General features: G+C 40.6%; 22 protein-coding genes and 1 riboswitch. Of the genes, 7 read left to right on the top strand and 15 right to left on the bottom strand.

Going from position 1 to position 17682, the window contains the following annotated elements:
* Positions 1 to 7 precede the first annotated feature (7 nt).
* Positions 8 to 535, top strand: coding sequence for a peptide-methionine (S)-S-oxide reductase MsrA (gene msrA / locus KP77_RS09955; RefSeq protein WP_041122585.1), 528 nt, complete (start codon positions 8 to 10; stop codon positions 533 to 535).
* A 44-nt stretch (positions 536 to 579) separates the two neighbouring features.
* Here msrA and KP77_RS18145 read toward each other — a convergent pair whose 3' ends face one another.
* From KP77_RS18145 to KP77_RS09930, 6 genes are all read right to left on the bottom strand, one after another.
* Positions 580 to 744, bottom strand: coding sequence for a hypothetical protein (locus tag KP77_RS18145; RefSeq protein WP_160289517.1), 165 nt, complete (start codon positions 742 to 744; stop codon positions 580 to 582).
* A 2-nt stretch (positions 745 to 746) separates the two neighbouring features.
* Entirely contained in the window at positions 747 to 1481 is a 735-nt protein-coding gene (gene queE, locus KP77_RS09950) for a 7-carboxy-7-deazaguanine synthase QueE (RefSeq protein ID WP_041122584.1), read from the bottom strand.
* Positions 1468 to 1911 carry a 6-carboxytetrahydropterin synthase QueD gene (gene queD, locus KP77_RS09945; RefSeq protein WP_041122583.1) on the bottom strand — a complete coding sequence of 148 codons (444 nt, stop codon included), beginning with the start codon at positions 1909 to 1911 and terminating at the stop codon, positions 1468 to 1470. The genes queE and queD overlap by 14 nt, the downstream gene beginning before the upstream one ends.
* Positions 1912 to 2565 (bottom strand): 7-cyano-7-deazaguanine synthase QueC, encoded by a 654-nt coding sequence (queC, locus tag KP77_RS09940; RefSeq protein WP_041122582.1) that lies wholly within the window; start codon positions 2563 to 2565, stop codon positions 1912 to 1914.
* Between the two features lie 84 nt (positions 2566 to 2649).
* Positions 2650 to 2694, bottom strand: a riboswitch (PreQ1 riboswitch).
* Between the two features lie 74 nt (positions 2695 to 2768).
* A complete protein-coding gene (locus tag KP77_RS09935; protein ID WP_041122805.1) occupies positions 2769 to 2969 on the bottom strand; it encodes a cold-inducible protein YdjO-related protein in 201 nt (66 codons plus the stop codon).
* A 271-nt stretch (positions 2970 to 3240) separates the two neighbouring features.
* The gene (locus tag KP77_RS09930) at positions 3241 to 3540 is read right to left on the bottom strand and encodes a hypothetical protein (protein WP_052474066.1); all 300 of its coding nucleotides are present in this window, start codon (positions 3538 to 3540) and stop codon (positions 3241 to 3243) included.
* A 146-nt stretch (positions 3541 to 3686) separates the two neighbouring features.
* On the opposite strand from KP77_RS09930, the gene KP77_RS09925 reads away from it, so the two are divergent.
* Together KP77_RS09925 and KP77_RS18140 are read left to right on the top strand one after the other, a co-directional pair.
* Positions 3687 to 3887, top strand: a complete 201-nt coding sequence (locus KP77_RS09925) for a hypothetical protein (RefSeq protein WP_041122581.1) — start codon at positions 3687 to 3689, stop codon at positions 3885 to 3887.
* A gap of 93 nt (positions 3888 to 3980) precedes the next feature.
* Positions 3981 to 4139 (top strand): hypothetical protein, encoded by a 159-nt coding sequence (locus KP77_RS18140; RefSeq protein ID WP_160289516.1) that lies wholly within the window; start codon positions 3981 to 3983, stop codon positions 4137 to 4139.
* 40 nt (positions 4140 to 4179) lie between these two features.
* On the opposite strand, the gene KP77_RS09920 is transcribed toward KP77_RS18140, so the two are convergent.
* From KP77_RS09920 to KP77_RS09905, 4 genes are all read right to left on the bottom strand, one after another.
* Positions 4180 to 5049 carry an SDR family oxidoreductase gene (locus KP77_RS09920; RefSeq protein WP_041122580.1) on the bottom strand — a complete coding sequence of 290 codons (870 nt, stop codon included), beginning with the start codon at positions 5047 to 5049 and terminating at the stop codon, positions 4180 to 4182.
* Between the two features lie 97 nt (positions 5050 to 5146).
* Complete coding sequence (gene thrB / locus KP77_RS09915) at positions 5147 to 6067, bottom strand: homoserine kinase (protein WP_041122579.1); 921 nt, start codon at positions 6065 to 6067, stop codon at positions 5147 to 5149.
* Positions 6064 to 7125: a threonine synthase gene (thrC, locus tag KP77_RS09910; RefSeq protein WP_041122578.1), complete on the bottom strand. Its 1062-nt coding sequence runs from the start codon at positions 7123 to 7125 to the stop codon at positions 6064 to 6066. The genes thrB and thrC overlap by 4 nt, the downstream gene beginning before the upstream one ends.
* Positions 7125 to 8423: a homoserine dehydrogenase gene (locus tag KP77_RS09905; RefSeq protein ID WP_041122577.1), complete on the bottom strand. Its 1299-nt coding sequence runs from the start codon at positions 8421 to 8423 to the stop codon at positions 7125 to 7127. The genes thrC and KP77_RS09905 overlap by 1 nt, the downstream gene beginning before the upstream one ends.
* 214 nt (positions 8424 to 8637) lie before the next feature.
* On the opposite strand from KP77_RS09905, the gene KP77_RS09900 reads away from it, so the two are divergent.
* The 4 genes from KP77_RS09900 to KP77_RS09885 all read left to right on the top strand — a co-directional run bounded on the left by KP77_RS09900 (position 8638) and on the right by KP77_RS09885 (position 11308).
* Positions 8638 to 8958 (top strand): hypothetical protein, encoded by a 321-nt coding sequence (locus tag KP77_RS09900; protein ID WP_041122576.1) that lies wholly within the window; start codon positions 8638 to 8640, stop codon positions 8956 to 8958.
* An 88-nt stretch (positions 8959 to 9046) separates the two neighbouring features.
* Positions 9047 to 9475, top strand: coding sequence for a hypothetical protein (locus KP77_RS09895; RefSeq protein WP_041122575.1), 429 nt, complete (start codon positions 9047 to 9049; stop codon positions 9473 to 9475).
* Positions 9462 to 9842, top strand: coding sequence for a DUF1499 domain-containing protein (locus KP77_RS09890; RefSeq protein WP_041122574.1), 381 nt, complete (start codon positions 9462 to 9464; stop codon positions 9840 to 9842). Before KP77_RS09895 ends, KP77_RS09890 begins: the two co-directional genes overlap by 14 nt.
* Positions 9842 to 11308 (top strand): dihydrolipoyl dehydrogenase family protein, encoded by a 1467-nt coding sequence (locus KP77_RS09885; RefSeq protein ID WP_052474065.1) that lies wholly within the window; start codon positions 9842 to 9844, stop codon positions 11306 to 11308. The genes KP77_RS09890 and KP77_RS09885 overlap by 1 nt, the downstream gene beginning before the upstream one ends.
* A 35-nt stretch (positions 11309 to 11343) precedes the next feature.
* Here KP77_RS09885 and KP77_RS09880 read toward each other — a convergent pair whose 3' ends face one another.
* The 5 genes from KP77_RS09880 to KP77_RS09855 all read right to left on the bottom strand — a co-directional run bounded on the left by KP77_RS09880 (position 11344) and on the right by KP77_RS09855 (position 17624).
* On the bottom strand, positions 11344 to 12603 hold the full coding sequence (locus tag KP77_RS09880) for a glutamate-5-semialdehyde dehydrogenase (protein WP_041122573.1): 1260 nt from the start codon (positions 12601 to 12603) through the stop codon (positions 11344 to 11346).
* Between the two features lie 45 nt (positions 12604 to 12648).
* The gene (gene proB, locus KP77_RS09875; protein ID WP_041122572.1) at positions 12649 to 13770 is read right to left on the bottom strand and encodes a glutamate 5-kinase; all 1122 of its coding nucleotides are present in this window, start codon (positions 13768 to 13770) and stop codon (positions 12649 to 12651) included.
* A 52-nt stretch (positions 13771 to 13822) separates the two neighbouring features.
* Entirely contained in the window at positions 13823 to 14671 is an 849-nt protein-coding gene (gene proC / locus KP77_RS09870; protein ID WP_200889066.1) for a pyrroline-5-carboxylate reductase, read from the bottom strand.
* Between the two features lie 311 nt (positions 14672 to 14982).
* Positions 14983 to 15831 (bottom strand): gamma-glutamylcyclotransferase, encoded by an 849-nt coding sequence (locus KP77_RS09865; protein ID WP_041122570.1) that lies wholly within the window; start codon positions 15829 to 15831, stop codon positions 14983 to 14985.
* Between the two features lie 383 nt (positions 15832 to 16214).
* Positions 16215 to 17624 (bottom strand): alanine/glycine:cation symporter family protein, encoded by a 1410-nt coding sequence (locus tag KP77_RS09855; RefSeq protein WP_041122802.1) that lies wholly within the window; start codon positions 17622 to 17624, stop codon positions 16215 to 16217.
* Positions 17625 to 17682 lie beyond the last annotated feature (58 nt).

Below are 17682 nucleotides of genomic sequence, written 5' to 3'. Positions count from 1 at the left end.
TTTATAGATGAGATTAGAAAAAGCAACTTTTGCAGGCGGATGTTTCTGGTGCATGGTTAAGCCATTTGATCAGTTTGATGGAATTGAAAAAGTCGTTTCAGGATATACGGGTGGACATGTAGAAAATCCATCTTATGAAGATGTAAAATCCGGTACTTCCGGACATAGAGAAGCTGTACAGATTACTTTTAACCCTGAAGTTTTTTCATATGATCAGCTGCTTGAGATTTACTGGCAGCAGGTAGATCCGACTGATGATGAAGGACAGTTCCAGGACCGGGGAGAATCTTACCGCGCGACGATCTTTTATCATAACGAGGATCAGAGAGTCAAAGCAGAACAATCCAAACAGAAGCTGGCTGAATCAGGACGTTTCAAAAAGCCTGTCATCACACCAATTGAGCCTGCTTCTGAATTTTATGATGCTGAAGAGTATCATCAGGATTTTTATAAAAAAGACCCTGACGCTTATAAAGAAGACAGATCACAATCAGGCAGAGATGAGTTCATTGATGCACACTGGAACCACAAATAAAAAAGTGAAGGCGACAAAACGCCTTCACTTTTTTATTACTTTCATCACAGAAAACTGACTACTAAAGAATCAAAAACAAACCAGAGACCTGTGATGATACCAGCGAGTGAAAAGAATAATATCACAACGTTCCTCTCAGCGTGCTGCTTCTTCATTTGTAAGACGAATAAAGAACTGAAAATAATCAACAGAATGAAACCTGTCAACATCGTTACACCCCTCTTTTGTTCCCCCACACATACGTGTGAAGCTGAGGCAATACGCGCACCTGGTTCAGTCTGCTATTTTCCATCACCTGATCAATCAGCCACTCATATCGGGCAATCAGATTCGGTATTAGACGTTCGTCTTTTTCCTCATGCACCTGATCATTGCCCGTCTGAAGATAAAATGGCACTTTTGGATATCTAGTATGCAGATCTTCTGCAAATTTTAAATCCTCTTTATCAAAAATCACGACTTTAAGGGAATGATCATACTGACTTTTACTGAGTTTTTCAATAATGTCATCAAGAATACCCATATTCGGTTTCATTCCGGAACTCGGCGGTTTTGGGGAGAGCGTCAGATCATCAATATCCATAAACCAGTCCTGCCAGATGCTGCCCTGTGTTTCAAGCGCAACTTTGATCCCTTCAGAGTGAAGCAGATCAACAAGTTCAGAGAGGTTTTTCAAGAGAGCAGGATTACCTCCTGAGATTGTCACATGTTCGAATAAGTTTCCTCCCGCAGCCTTTAACTCATCCAGAATTTCTTCTGCAGTCAGCCGGCGGATCTCATCCTTTGCACTTCCATCCCAGGTAAATGCAGAATCACACCAGGAGCAGCTGTAATCACACCCCGCAGTTCTGACAAACATTGTTTTCTGTCCTATCACCATTCCTTCACCCTGAACTGTCGGACCAAAGATCTCAAGTACCGGAAACTTTTTATTAGCTTTTTCCATGACGATTCCCCTTAGGCCGGTACAGCACATAGCTAGTTGGTGTCTCACGTAAAAACACCTGAAGGCAGGTCGGCTTGTTATCAGTCTGCTCTAGATGTTGTTCAATAATCTCCCAGATTGATCTCGCTACAACTTCTGTTGTTGGGAAATAATCCGGGTCAACTTGTGAAAAAAGCTGATCATCGTTCAAAAGAGAATGATCAAAACGGTCATGGATCAGCTCTTTAATTTTCTTAAAGTTAATTAAAAATCCTGCATGGTCCAGTTCATCACCGGCCACAGTAATATTTACATAATACGTGTGACCATGAACATAACGGCACTTCCCCGCATCTTCTGAAGGGATGGCGTGTGCAGCAGAGAAATGAAAATCTTTATTCAATTCATAAGAAAAATCGTGTGCGGGAGCGGGATAGATTTGCTGCATCATTTAAGACCCCTCCCTTTCACTTAAATATTCATTCATTCCTTTAAGACGTAACCTGCATGCCGGGCATTCACCGCAGCCGTCTCCTTTTACACCGTTGTAACATGTTATTGTACGGTTTCTGACAAAATCAAACTGGTTCAGCTGATCTGCAAGTGCCCACGTTTCTTTCTTATCGAGCCACATTAATGGCGTATGGAAGACAAAATCCTTATCCATGGATAGATTAACTGAGACATTGAGCGATTTCACAAATGCATCCCGGCAATCAGGGTAGCCACTGAAATCCGTCTCACAAACGCCGGTAACAATATGCTTTGCACCTCTCTGGTGAGCCAGAACGGATGCAAAAGATAAGAACATCAGATTCCTTCCCGGAACAAATGTTGAAGGTAATTCCCCTTCTTTTTCAACGATTTCCTCATCACGGGTTAAAGCTGACGGAGAAAGCTGGTTAAGCAGGCTCATATCGAGAATATGATGTCTGATCCCAAGTTCAGATGCAATTTCTTTAGCAGCTTCGATCTCTGTAGCATGTCGCTGACCATACGAAAACGTCACAGCTTCAACTGAATCAAAATTTTTCATTGCCCAAAATAAACAGGTGGTACTATCTTGTCCACCACTGAAAACTACTATTGCTTTATTTTTATCCATAAAAAAAGCTCCTCTCCTTTTCATGCTGTTCATGAAAGAAGCAAGAGTGTTCACGAGATCACTAAAAAACAGGTTTCCCCTGCATATGTCCTAGTTTTTTATAGAGGGATGGTCGCGAACCTCTTTACCTATTCATACTGTATAGTAAGTGTACCACACGTACGTACCTCTTAAAAGCCGCAAGTGTACTTGCGGCTCAGTTATTAAAAACTTTGAGGGTTTGGTACGACTTCAATATTTCTGGTTCCTTTTACCATTTCGCTGCCACAGATCGGGCATTTATGATCTTCCTGCCCTCTTACAGAGAAATTATCACGCATCCATACATTGCAGCTTTCAGATGAACATTCCCATACGTCAGTCTGTTCTTTCTGAATTTCTTCAGTCGGTTTTCTTTGAAACATCACTGATTGTCCCCCTTAGGTTACAAAATCGGTTTTATCTGTTCCCAGATAAAAAGGGATCTTGTAATGTTTTATCTTACAGTATATCATTATACATTTACTATTATACACTATTTTTTAATTCTTTGCTTAAAGCATGAATAAACGTTTGTACTCATAAAAAAAGACCGGACAATTTCTATTGTCTCAGTCTTTATAAAACGACATCATAGCTTTCAAAGCTAACGATTCATTATAGTTAAGTTGATTTATTCTTAAACTGTGTCAGTAATTATTCAGGTGTACCCGGACGCGGGGGCTTGCCTTCCTGATCTTCCTGCTGTTCGTTATAGTATTGAACAGAAGTCTGAGCACCTTCAGACATCATTTTATCATCTTCATGAGAATAATCAGTTGTTTTCTCACCTGTCTTATAATTATCATAAGATTTCTTTGCGTCATCTACCATCTGGCTCACTTTTACTTTTGAATCTTCAAAAGCTGCTCTTGCTTTGTCCCGGTTTTCTTTTTTCTTAAAATATGCAGCACCTGCTGCACCTAATCCAAGTAATGCAAAACGTTTTAGTCCCATGATAAAAAACCTCCTATTTGTTCATATTTTAGTTATTACCTTCTTTTATTATTTTAAAACATTTTATATTTGGAGTTGCTACTAAGTAAGTTTTGTTATTGTAAATAAAGGGAATTGATAAGTACAAAGCTTAAGGAGGTATCATCATGGCTGACAATAAAAAACGTCAGGACCAGCCTGATCGCGTTAAGAGTAATAATGAAAACATTTTAGATAAGCATGAAGATGAGAAGCACACTGATCCTGTGCCGGTAGAAGATCAGAAAATTGATCAGAAAAATGAGAAAAAGAAACGTAATACACAGTCTGACTCCTCTTCTGAAGGTCTGCTTGATACAGAAAAATGACCTTTGAATAAATTATCTGAACTGTGTTAAACTACATTTACAGGATTCCTCTAGTCAATTGATGAAAATATTTTTCATGGAGGTGGCTTAATAATGAAGCGAAACCGAGATGAACTTTTAAGAGTCGATCAGCCGGAGGAAACAGTACACGTAGAAGCGGATCAGTTATTATATACAGGCTTGCGTGAAGATGAAGTTCAGGAAATTTATGAATACCGGCAGGATGGCTGGGAGTATGTAGACGAAGAATAATAAAAAATCGACTCAGTCTTCATTGACTGAGTCGATTTTTTTAGCTTGATACAAATGTTCCACCATTAATATGAATAGTCTGGCCTGTCATGTAGGAGCTGTCGTTTGATGCCAGCATGACATATGCAGGTGCAAGTTCTGCCGGTTGACCGGGTCTTTCCTGAGGATTTTCAGCACCAAACTGAGCCACCTGGTCACTTTCAAAAGTTGAAGGTATTAGCGGCGTCCAGATTGGTCCTGGCGCAATTGCGTTTACTCTGATCTTTTGTTTCGTAAGAGATTTGGCCAAAGATCTAGTGAAACTTGTGATTGCACCTTTTGTTGCCGAGTAATCAATTAACTGCTCATTACCGGCATAAGCAGTAACAGAACTCGTATTAATAATGGAGCTGCCCTCTTTTAAATGTGGTAAAGCTGCTTTCACGAGATGAAACATTGAAAAGATGTTTGTTTTAAATGTTTTTTCAAGCTGTGCAGCTGAAATATCTTCAATTGAATCTTGCGGATGCTGTTCCGCTGCATTATTAACCAGGATATCAAGCCCTTCAAATTCTTTTACAGTTGAAGAAACGGCCAGTTTGCAGAACTCTTCATTTCCAACGTCTCCGCTTAAAATCAGGCACCTTGCACCATAAGCCTGAACTTCTTCTTTTGTTTTTTTGGCATCATCATGTTCATCGAGATAAACAATTGCTACATTCGCACCTTCTTTTGCATAAGCAATCGCAGCTGCTTTTCCAATGCCGCTGTCACCACCTGTGATCAGTGCTGTTTTCCCTTCAAGCTTACCGCTCCCTTTGTAATTCCTGTCGTCATGTATTGGTTCAGGGTTCATAGCAGGAATTTCACCGGGCTGTTTATCCTGATGCTGGGCCGGCTGGCCATTTTTCTGTATATTTGAAAATTCCATTGTATCTACTCCTTTTCCATCATTCTGTATCTTCTTCTAGTACATGTATTAACCAAAAGACACCAGCTGAAACCTGGTGCCAAATGAAAACCGCCTGCTATACTGACAGGCGGTTTGATTGATGTTCAGTTATAAGTGTTCCCTGATTAACGGGTTTTAATGTTAGTAATTGATAGCTGCTATATTTTTCTGATAATCGATCAACTACTGTAGATATGTGAGTATCCTCTGTGAAAATTGATATACACGGACCTGCTCCACTGATTGTTACAGCAAAAGCCCCTGCGTGACACGCATCTTTTTTAATATCAGTAAGATCCGGAAAAAAGTTTTCTCTGAAAGGTTCATGGAAACTGTCTTTCATCATGACCTGACCGGCTTTATAGAAGTCTTTCGCAGCAAAAGCGGCAACCATCACATTAGCCGCTGCACTTGATAATACAGCATCTCTATATGGAAGCTGATCAGGAAGTACACCACGTGACTTCTTGGTGGCAAGCTCAGCTTCGGGAGCCATAATCACAACAGAAAATCCTCCAACAGGAATAGAAACTGTTGTCACTTCACGATCAGCATACCGGGAAACAGTCAGCCCTCCTGCGATCGAAGCAGAGACATTATCAGGGTGTCCTTCTATATCTGAAGCAAGCCTGATCTGTTCATCTTCTGTTAAGCCGAGATCCATCAGTCTGTTCGCTATCGATACGCCTGCTGATATAGCGGCTGCACTGCTTCCTAATCCCTTAGAAAGTGGAATTTCAGAACTGACAGTTAAAGCAGCACAGGGACACTCGGTCCCGGCAGCTGCTGCTACTTTATTAATCGTCTGTAAAATCAGGTTTGACTGGTCAGTTGGAAGGTCCTGAAAGTCCTCATGCTCATATGAAACTTTCCATTGCTGATATGGTTGTACATCAATTTTCTGATAGATCGGGAGCGCAAGACCGATAGAATCAAAACCCGGTCCAAGGTTTGCAGTCGAAGCTGGTGTTTTTACAGTAAAAGGCGAGAAAGTCACAACTTCACTTCCCCCTTCAATTCACTTCGAAGCGCTTCAATGTCAGGCTTAATCACAAGTGGTTCAAGGTCAGAGACATTAATGGCTGTTTCGGGATCTTTTAAACCGTTGCCTGTCAGTACAGCAGTGACAGTTGATCCTTTCTTAATTTCTCCAGCTTTTAGACGCTTGATGATTGCAGCAATTGGCGCGCAGGATGCAGGTTCAGCAAATACACCCTCACGTTTTGCAATTAATTGATAAGCCTCCAGAATTTCTTCATCTGTAACCTCTAAAATATGACCATTAGACTCTTCTAATGCATTCAGAGCGAGTTTCCAGCTTGCCGGATGTCCGATACGGATTGCTGTAGCAACAGTTTCAGGCTTGTCAAACACGCGGCCATGCACGATCGGTGCCGCTCCTGAAGCCTGGGCACCAAGAAGTTTTGGTTTGTTACCACCGTGCTTTTCATGATACTCACTGAATCCTTTCCAGTAAGCGGAGATATTACCTGCATTCCCAACCGGCAGTGCAAGAATATCCGGAGCCTGTCCTAACTGATCAATGAGTTCAAGCGCAGCTGTTTTTTGCCCTTCAAGTCTATATGGATTTACTGAGTTAACTAACGTAATGTCCTCTTCTTCACTGATTCTTCTCACAAGATTCAATGCTTCATCAAAATTTCCTTCTATCGAAATAATTTCAGCACCGTACATACGTGCCTGAGCCAGTTTTCCAAGAGCGATTTTCCCTTCAGGTATAACAACAATTGTTCTCAGACCCGCTCTCGCTCCATACGCTGCTGCAGCTGCTGAGGTATTACCTGTAGAAGCACAGATGATCGCTTTGCTTCCTTCTTCCTTTGCTTTAGCTACAGCCATCACCATGCCACGGTCTTTAAAAGAACCTGTAGGATTTGTTCCTTCAGTCTTTACGTATAAGTTAATACCCCATTCTTCAGAAAGATTTTCCATAAAGATCAGTGGTGTATTACCTTCATTCAGGCTCAGCTTTGGTGTTTGATCTGTTACAGGGAGCCATTCTTTATATTGTTCAATTAATCCAAGCCATCTCATTAACGGTCTCCCCCTTCCACTCTATATTGACTGATGATATTTTTCACGACATCAGACTGTTTCAATTCTTCTACTATCTTATGGTGATTTTTTCTTGAGACAGGATGAGTGATTAAAATGACTTCAGCTTCTCCTTCCTGTTCTCCTGGACGCTGAATGATAGAACTTAAGCTCGCTTCGTACTTACCGTAAATATCAGTCAGGGCTGAAAATACACCTATCTTATCTTTTACAAGTAAGCGGTGGAAGAATTGTGCATGCTGCTGATCTTCCTGTTTAATTTTCCGTTCATTTACATAATCGATATGCCGAGCTCCTGCAACACCCAGTAAAATGTTACGGCATGCAGCAATGACATCTGACACGACTGATGTAGCGGTAGGCATTGATCCGGCACCCGGTCCATAAAACATCGTCTCTCCTACTGCATCTCCATATACATATACCGCATTATATTCGTTTCTAACAGCAGCAAGCGGGTGTGAGGATTTCAGGAATACCGGTTCTACTGCAACGTCAACGCCTTCTTCATCCTTCTCTGCGAATCCAAGCATTTTTACGCTGTATCCGAATTGTTCAGCAAGTGACATATCTTCAGCTGTAATATTCGTCATACCGGTCACTTCGACATCATCCAGATAAACTTCCATGGAGAAAGCAAGCGTTGCAAGAATAGCCATTTTCCGTGCAGCATCGAGCCCTTCCACATCTGAAGTAGGATCACTTTCAGCAAACCCGAGCGCCTGCGCTTCTGTTAGTGCATCTTCATAACTCCAGCCTTCTTCTTTCATTTTTGTGAGAATATAGTTCGTTGTGCCATTTACGATACCCATAATAGTAGAAATGCGATCCGACGCCAGTCCGTCTTCAAGTGTACGAATAATTGGAATCCCGCCGGCTACACTTGCTTCATAATAAAGGTCAGCATGATGTTTTTCCGCTAACTTCAATAAAGAATGACCGTGCAGTGCCATCAGATCCTTATTGGCAGTGATGACCGCTTTACCTGCTCTGAGTGATTGCTCGATTGCCTGATGCGCTTCTTCAATCCCACCCATTACTTCTACAATGACTTTAATTGATTCATCATTGATCACGTCATCTACTACTGTGGTCAGTTCACTGCCATTTGTATCGATATCACGGTATTTTTCCGTATCTCTCACTGCAATTGTCTTTATTCTAACGTCAGCTCCAAGTTTCTGAGACAGCTGTTTTTCGTTTTCTTTAATAATCGTTGCAACTCCGCTGCCGACTGTTCCGAATCCAAGCATTCCTACATTAATTTGTTTCTCCATAAATAAGCACCTGCTTTCAATACATTGTACGAGATAAAAAGACATTTGTTTTTGATATACGGACAATTATAGCTGTGAGATCAGTAGCTGACAACCCATTAATCTGAACTTTTTCACTTATCTGAAAAGCAAACGCTTACATCTGTCATATTACTGTGGAAGATAGCAGTTTAATATGAGAAACTAATACTAGAATTGTCTGGGAGTGAACAAGTTGATCAAATTTTTAAACCTGGCTATTACAGCTATCAGTATCATATTAGTGAATGTAGTCTTTATGTTTATTTTAAACGCCGGTTTTATTGAAGTATCATTTTTCGCAGGAATAGTGAGTATCGTTGTGATCAGGTTCTTTACTTCACCCGGTAATTACGCCAAGGCGAACCGGCAGCCTACTCAGTCATCTTTATCGACTGTTCAGTTTGGAGATAAGACAAAATATCTTTATCCAAAATTGATCGAAGGGACCAGTCTTGTCTATACTGCACTTTCACTTGCAACTATATTTGCTGCATACTACGAATATTTAATATGATAAAAACAGCACATTACCTAATGTGCTGTTTTTGTTTGATTCTTACAGGGTATAGCAGGTTAGGAGCGCACGCAAGGAGGACATAATAATGGTCAATGAGCCATGGTTCATGGCTGTACTCGACACAAGGCCGAGCAACTATGAAGGATATCGTTACAGCGTCTGCTTTATCAATCAGTCTGATATTAAAATTGACCAGCTTTCTTATACTGTCTCAGGACAGATAGAAGCTTATAACCAGCCCATATCAGCTGAGGAGACCAGAACATTGGGAGAATTAAACCCTAAGTATGTAGTGGAAATTGAACATGTCCCGAAAAACGGATTTATAGGGGATTTAACCTATACATTTGAAATTACAAGTGGTAATCGAAAAGAGCTTTTACATTTTCAGATTCCAAAACAATTAAACGGGGCCGCATTTTCAATCTATGACCTGCCGATTGTTCATCAGAGAGGCTACTTCTTTTTAGGTCAAAATCATCGTACAAGGAGAGAGACAAATGAACCTGAATGAAAGATTAGAAAACGGGAAGCTTTTACCCCTGAAAGACAAACCAAACAATGTATCAACACAGACAGATCATGACGACAAACGCATGGAGCCCTTTCCTTACAGAGGCTCTAAAGAAGAATCAAAAAAGAGAATCAAATCCATACTTGAGTCAATGAACAATATCGTAATTAAAAACGAAAATGATCAAATGGTCTATGCGATCGCCACTTCATCATTTTTTAAGTTTAAGGATGATATTGATTTTCTGTTTTCTGATGAAGAACAGGTCATTCACTACCGCTCAGCTTCACGTGTGGGCTATTCTGATATGGGTGTAAATAAAAAGCGGATGAACACAATTCGTGAATTGTATATGGAGGAGATTTAATGGAAAGATATCAGGCAGTTATTATAGGAGGAGGATCTGCAGGAATGACTGCAGCTTCCGGTATGGCATCACTCGGTGCAAAAGTAGCATTAATTGAAAAAAGAGATTCACTAGGAGGAGACTGTCTACACTTTGGCTGTGTCCCGTCAAAAGCATTAATTAAAACAGCCAACATGAGTCACGATATGTATGAAGCAGCTGATCTGCTAGGACTGTCAATCAGCGGAGAGCTAAGCTTCGAAAAAGTAAAGAAGCGTATTAATGACGCCAGAGACACCATACAGTCTCATGACAGCAGTGACCGTTTTACTGAACTTGGAGCTGACGTATATTTCGGAGAGGCTTCTTTTGAGTCAGATCATATTATTAATGTTGCTGGAGAAACATCTATTTACGCAGATAAAGTAGTCATCGCTACTGGATCAAAACCAGTTATTCCCCCTATCGATGGGATTGAGACTATTCCTTATGTCACAAATGAATCGATTTTTGAGTTACCCTCCCTGCCACGTAAACTTGGCGTTATTGGCGGCGGTACAGTTGGACTTGAAATGGCTCAGGCATTCTCAAGACTTGGTTCTGAGGTCACTGTCTTTGAAGGAGCAGATAAGCTGTTTTCAAAGGAAGATCAGGATATTTCGAGGTTCATGGAAAATGAAATATCAAAAGAACTTGAAATCAAATTAAATGCGAAAGTTGTTACTGCAGCTTACCAGAATGAAAAATCTGTTCTTACAGTAGAACAAAAAGGTCAGAATACAGATTACGAATTTGATGTGATCCTGGTTGCTGCCGGCAGAAAACCTGCGATTGATTCTCTTAACCTGGAAAACGCGGGAGTTGAAAAAGTAAAAGGATTCATTCAGACCGATGCTACCTTCAGAACTTCCAGACCGCATATTTTTGCAGTTGGAGACACGATTAATACACTTCCATTCACTCATGCTGCAGGTGAAGAAGCTAAAACAGTTGTATCTAACGTACTGTTTGGTCTGCGGAATAAACTTGATCACAGCAATACACCATGGGTAACCTTTACTGTTCCGGAAGTATTTCATCTGGGTATAACAGAACAGGAAGCAAACGAGCAGAATATTGATTATAAAGTGTTCAGAGCTCACCTGAATGAAGTTGACCGTTTTATAACAGCGCACGAAACTAGAGGATTTGTAAAGTTCATTACTGATAAAAAGGGGTATATTTTAGGAGCCCACGCTGCTGGTACAGATGCTGGTGAATGGATGCAGCTCGCTGTATTTGCGAAGAAGAATAAGATGAAAGTCGGTACTTTATCCAGAATGGTCTATACCTACCCTGTTAAAGCCGGCGCAGTTCAAAAAGCAGCTGACGTCTACTGGAGAGAAAAGTTATTTGATGGCCCGGTTCCTAAGCTGACGAAAAAGCTGTTCGAACTGAAATACAAATTGACGAATTCCGGTAAACAGGAAGAACAATACGAGCATTAAAAAAAGCAGCCGCTATGGCTGCTTTTTTATTAGTATTATCGGATTTGACCGTTACCAGTCATAACATATTTTATCGTTGTTAATGCAGGCAGTCCCATTGGTCCGCGCGCGTGAAGCTTCTGAGTTGATATACCGATTTCTGCACCAAATCCAAGTGCACTTCCATCAGTAAAACGTGTAGATGCATTTTGATAAATTGCTGCAGCATCCACCATGCCTTTAAATCGCTTAGCTGTTTCCTCATTCTCAGTGACAATGGCTTCAGAATGCTTTGTGCCGTATTCATCGATATGAGCAATTGCCCCATCTACATCTGAAACGATTTTCATCGCGATATCAAGACTTAAAAATTCATTCGCCCACTGGTCATGCTCAGCTTTTTTAGCGCCTGGTACAGCTGCAACAGCTGCATCATCACCATATACACTGATTTGATTTTCGTTTAACGTATCAACAATTAAATTTTGATTAGCTTTTAAGAATGCTTCATGAATAATGACTGTTTCTGCTGCATTACATACTGCAGGGCGGTCAGTTTTCGCATTCACCAGAATGGCCATAGCTTTATCAGCATCTGCATCCTTATCAATATAAATGTGGCAGTTACCTACGCCTGTTTCAAGTACAGGTACTGTCGCATTATTGACTACTGCTGAGATCAGTTTCCCGCCTCCGCGTGGGATTAATACATCAATGTGTTCTTTCATTGTAAACAATTCTTCTGTAGCAGAGCGGTCAGTGCTATCGATAAATTGAACAGCATCAGAAGAAATCTCAGTTTCTTCAAGTGCTTTTTTCATTACACTGACGATCTGACGGTTTGAATTGATTGCAGAAGAACCACCTTTTAACACGATAGCATTACCTGATTTAAGTGCCAGACCAGTGGCATCAGCAGTTACATTTGGGCGAGCTTCATAAATCATTCCAATCACACCAAGGGGTACGCGTATTGTCTGTACGTTCAGACCGTTTTCAAGCGTCCACTCATCTGTCACTTCACCTGAAGGGTCTTCAAGCTTCGCTACCTGGCGCAGCCCTTCAGCAAAGTCTTTCACACGATCCTTATCAAGTGCGAGACGGTCCATGTAAGCTGCATCATATCCGGCTTCACGACCGTTAGAAAGATCTTTTTCATTTGCTTCTAGAATTGCAGCTGTATGATTTTCAAGATGGTCTGCAATAGTGAGAATCGCTTTATTTTTTGTTTCAGTAGATAGTAATCCAAGTTCCTTAGATGCTTTCTGAGCTGCCTGTGCCTGTTGTTTTACATTCACTTTTGTCATTGTAGTCATCTAACCACTCCTTGTGAGTTTTTATTTCGATTTATCTGATTCATTTTAGACGCCAAGTGGAATCGCTACATCAAGTTCACATACAAAGGATTCACTGTTAATAGCTGCTTCAGCGTTTTGATTCGTCTGTTCAAGCTGGAATTGTTCAAGGTCTTTCGATGAATAATTTACTACTCCAAGACCAAGTTTATTATTGTCAGTATCAAGGATGCGTACGACGCTTCCCTTTTTAAAATATCCGTTGATCTGATAGATCTGACTAGGCTGCAGATTGCCTTTTTCATTCACAATTACATCCTTAGCATTTTTGTCAATCAGAATTTCACCTTCAGGCCCTGAATTAAATGCAATCCACTGGCGTTTACGGTCAAGATTGATATCGATCTTTTCAAGTTCAAAATACGTTCCGCGTGCAGTTTCATTAACTGCTTCCACGATGATGTTTTTCACACCGGCTTTACCCAGGAATGATGGAATTCCTGAAGCCATAGAGATTTTAAATGCGTCAATTTTAGATCGCATACCGCCAGTACCGACAGCTGAACCTGGTTCACCAGCCATATCCTCAATTTGAGGTGTGATTTCAGTTACTTCTTTCAGCAATTCAGCATCAGGATTTTTACGTGGATCATCGTTATAAAGTCCGTCAATATCAGATAAAATCACTAACTGATCTGAATCCACAAGACCTGCAACTTTTGCCGATAACGTATCATTATCTCCAAATCTTAATCTGTCAGTTGTCACAGTGTCATTTTCATTTACAATCGGTACAATACCACGCTCGAGCAGAACGTTAATGGTGTTTCTGACATTGTTATAGCGTGTTTCATCGGAGAAATCACTGCGTGTAATTAAGATTTGTGAAGCTGCGTATCCATGAGAAGTAAACAACTCAGAATACGTTTCAATCAGACGGCCCTGTCCGATTGCTGCCGCTGCTTGTTTTTCAGGTAATGATGATGGGCGGTTTACAAATCCAAGTGTTCTGTATCCCGCTGCGACTGCACCTGAAGATACTAATACAACTTCATGCCCGTCATCTTTCAGTTCAGCCACCTGATCTGTAATACGCTGAATCTTTCTGCGGCTGATATCACCTGATGAACTTGTCAATGAACTGCTTCCAATTTTAATTACGACTCTCTTTTGATTATCCGATGTCATGCTATCACTCCTGATTTAAAGATTTCGATCTCTGTCTATTTGGTTTATATATTTACTGTACTGTTACTTTAGCCATTTGTTCTGTTATTTCTTTTGAACGGTTCATTGCACCTTCGATTGCCGCTTTAATCGCATTGCCACCGCCATTTTCATTCAGTGCATCCAGGCCAGCAGCAGTTGTACCGTTTGGAGATGTTACATTTTGTCTTAGTTGTGTTGGTGTTTCTTCGCGTTCAATCATCATTTTTGCTGCACCAAGAATCGTCTGTGCACCAATTTCACGGGCCTGCTTTACATCCATTCCGTTCTCTTCAGCAGTTTTTTCGATATGCTCCATAAGATAATAGAAATAAGCCGGTCCGCTACCTGCGATTCCTGTGAACAGATCCATCTGATCTTCTTCAATCACATATACTTCACCGATTGCTGAAAGTAAGCTTTTAGCCAGCTTTACGTTTTTCATCGTTACATTTTGTCCCGGTGAGATCGCTGTAGCAGATTCTCTCAGCATACTTGACGTATTCGGCATAACGCGGATGACCTGCTGCCCCTCGTTCAGATTCTCTTCCATAAATTCAGTAGAGATACCGGCAAGTACACTCATTACAACCTGATCAGGTCTAATATGATCTTTAATTGCTCTTAATGAAGTTTCTGCATCCTTTGGTTTCATAGCCATAAAGATCAAATCATATGAAGAAAGCTGTAATTTATCTCTCATAATTCCCTGAATACCGTATTCATTATGGAGTTCAAGTAAACGGTCAGCATTACTTCTATTTGTTGCAGTTACCTGACGCGGCTCTAATGTTCCAGTTTTAACAATCCCTGAAATCATTGCCTCTGCCATATTTCCTGCTCCAATAAATGCGACTCTTAAATCTTTACTCAATATGCCCATCTCCTTTGTTTTCACGTTTATTTTCAAATGTATTGTTCGGTTTTTTGTTCGCTTTTTTAATCACGGGTATTATCGTAACACGTAGAGAGATACACGCAAGGCAAAACTTGAAGGTAGTGAGTTAGAAGCAGATAAAGGGAGTGAAAGCGTTATCAAAGGGGTGAGATTTCGTATAAATCCGAATTTTGCCTTCTCAACGCAGCAGAACACTGAATATCGGGATATTTAATTTTAAGTGTTAAGTTCCTACATATATGAGAACTATAATTAAACCCCCTTTGTATGTGATAAGCATACACAGGGGGTTAGGCTTAATTTTTATCTAAGTCAATTTCAAGATTAAACTTTTCCATCAGGTCTTTCATCAGCTTACTATGATATTCATCACTGACTACACCTTTTGAACCTCTAATAATTTCAGTCGCGTAATGTAGCGGCGGTGCAGACTCATCAACAGGATCGAGCACAATAAAGGTAATACATTTGTGATAGTGTATGCCATCTACAGTTACATCAACCATCGCAGGACGGTACATGCCACTGTCGACTCCCTCACGTTCAAATAAATATTCAACAGCATTCTGGTTTACTTTATATAAGACACCTTCACCCTGGCCGCCTGTTTCAATAATGTTTGCTCTGCCGCCATCATGAACACTTAATGAATAATTCATTTCGAGTCTGTCTACTTTCCCGCCTCCTATTTTATTTAAAAACAGGTGATCTACCTTCGCAAGCCGGAACCGTTCATCATCCATGCATGAGCCATAGGCAAAATAATACTGAATCGGACGGTCCATCTCCATGTGTATCAGCCAGTCATTAAAACGGATTTCGTCTTTCAGTTCAGTCTGATCATTTGCTATATGGGCATATGCAGTCTGCTCACCTAGGTGGTCAGTATATACTGTAATTTTCATCAGATCACCATTCAGTGAGAATAATTTTTTTAATTCTTCACTCTTTTGTGAGCTGACTTCATATAATTCCCCATAAGACCGTTCATCTTCTTCCAACTTCAAAATTGGATCGAGATTACCGGCTAAAAACAATTTTCCTTTCGTCCATGCCTGGGAAGCAATCATCTGTTCATCTTTCAAAACAATATCTCTGCTTCCGTGTTTTCTTAACGTACCATACACAAAAAATAATTCACTCATAAAAAACGCTCCTTTACATTTCCACTTCATTCGCACACTTGTTCGTGCTACACTATGAATGGTGATGATAATGAATCTAATACGCTGGAGTTATGCGGGGCGCGGAAGAGTAAGAGCATATTTTGAAGAATTTCCTCACTCCGTCGTGTACCTCTCACGAATCCGCAAAAAATATTTTGTAAGATATGTTGATTGGAATCAACTTGATCCTGTTGTAGACCGCAGTGACCTTCAGAGCTTTGAACACTCAGTCAATGAAGCTCTTGCAGATGAGTTTACGATAAATCAGGAATCAAGTAAATTTTAATTCATTAATACTTTACTTTTATAGCTATAAAATCGGCCCGACCTTCATCTCAAGCGAAGGTCGGGCCGATTTAGCCTTATTCTTTTTCAGGACCGTCATCCCAGCATTCAGTATTTTTCAAATTAGGAATGCTGTTTTTATAAAATACCGGATCGAGCCCCTGTTTCTTTTGCTTTTTATAATCCTGCAATACTTTGAAAGCCAGCGGTGCCATAAGTGAAATCGCGATTAAGTTAATCAGCGCCATCGTACCCATCGATACGTCAGCAAGATTCCATACAACCCCAAACTCCTGAACCGCTCCAAAATAGACCATACCGACCACGATGAATCGATAGATATTAACGTAAAGCATATTATTACGGATAAATTCAATATTTGTTTCACCGTAATAATAGTTCCCTACAATTGAACTGAACGCAAAAAGGAAAATTGCAATACTAATGAATCCAGCCGCCCAGTCCCCTACATGGTAAGCAAGTGCATCCTGAGTTAACTGGATCCCATCACTTCCATTCAGATATTCGTTGGACATAATGATAATTAAAGCTGTAGCTGTACAAATGATAATTGTATCAACAAACACACCAAGTGCCTGAATCAGTCCCTGCTTGGCAGGATGTGTAACCCCTGCTGTAGCAGCAGCGTTCGGCGCACTACCCATACCTGCTTCATTAGAGAAAAGTCCTCTCTTTACTCCGTTTAGAATTGCAGCACCAATACCACCGGAGACAATTTCAGTAAAACCAAAAGCATTACTGAAAATAATCTGAAACATCGGGAATACAAGATCCAGGTTAGTAACAAGGACAAATAATGCCAATAATATATAAAGAATGGCCATAACCGGTACAACGATGCTTGTTACAGCAGCGACACGTTTGACACCACCGAAAATAACAACCGCAGTTAGTACAACAAGCACAAGTCCTACGATCTGTCTGTCCCATCCAAATGAGCCTTCTAAAGCCAGCGAAATCGTGTTGGACTGAACTGAATTAAATACCAGACCGAATGTGATGGAAATAATAATTGCAAATATAATACCTAACCATCTTGCATTGAGTCCTTTTTCCATGTAATAAGCCGGACCGCCACGAAAACCGTCCTTCTCATCATCGACTTTGTAAACCTGAGCTAAAGTCGATTCCACAAATGCTGTAGCGGAACCAACCAGGGCAATGATCCACATCCAGAACACTGCTCCCGGTCCTCCAAGAGCAATAGCAGTTGCAACCCCGGCCAGGTTTCCTGTACCTACACGGGATGCAGTCGAAATTGTAAATGCTTTAAAGGAAGATATCCCTTTCCTTCCTTTAGATGAAATCGTAGTTTTTTCAGTTAACAATTTCAGCATGTCACCAAAGGAGGTGAATTGTAAGAAGCCCCCTCTGATCGTAAAGTAAAGTCCACAGCCAATCAATACAATAATTAATATGTAATCCCATAAAATGCCGTTAACCGCTGTCGCTGCATTGTCAATCATCGAAACAAATTGAAGCGTCACCAAATGGATTCCCCCTTTAATTTAGTGTTCCTGTATT

It is taken from the genome of Jeotgalibacillus alimentarius, from assembly GCF_000829445.1.
Classification (GTDB): domain Bacteria; phylum Bacillota; class Bacilli; order Bacillales; family Jeotgalibacillaceae; genus Jeotgalibacillus; species Jeotgalibacillus alimentarius.
This window is presented reverse-complemented; position numbering and strand designations above follow the sequence as displayed.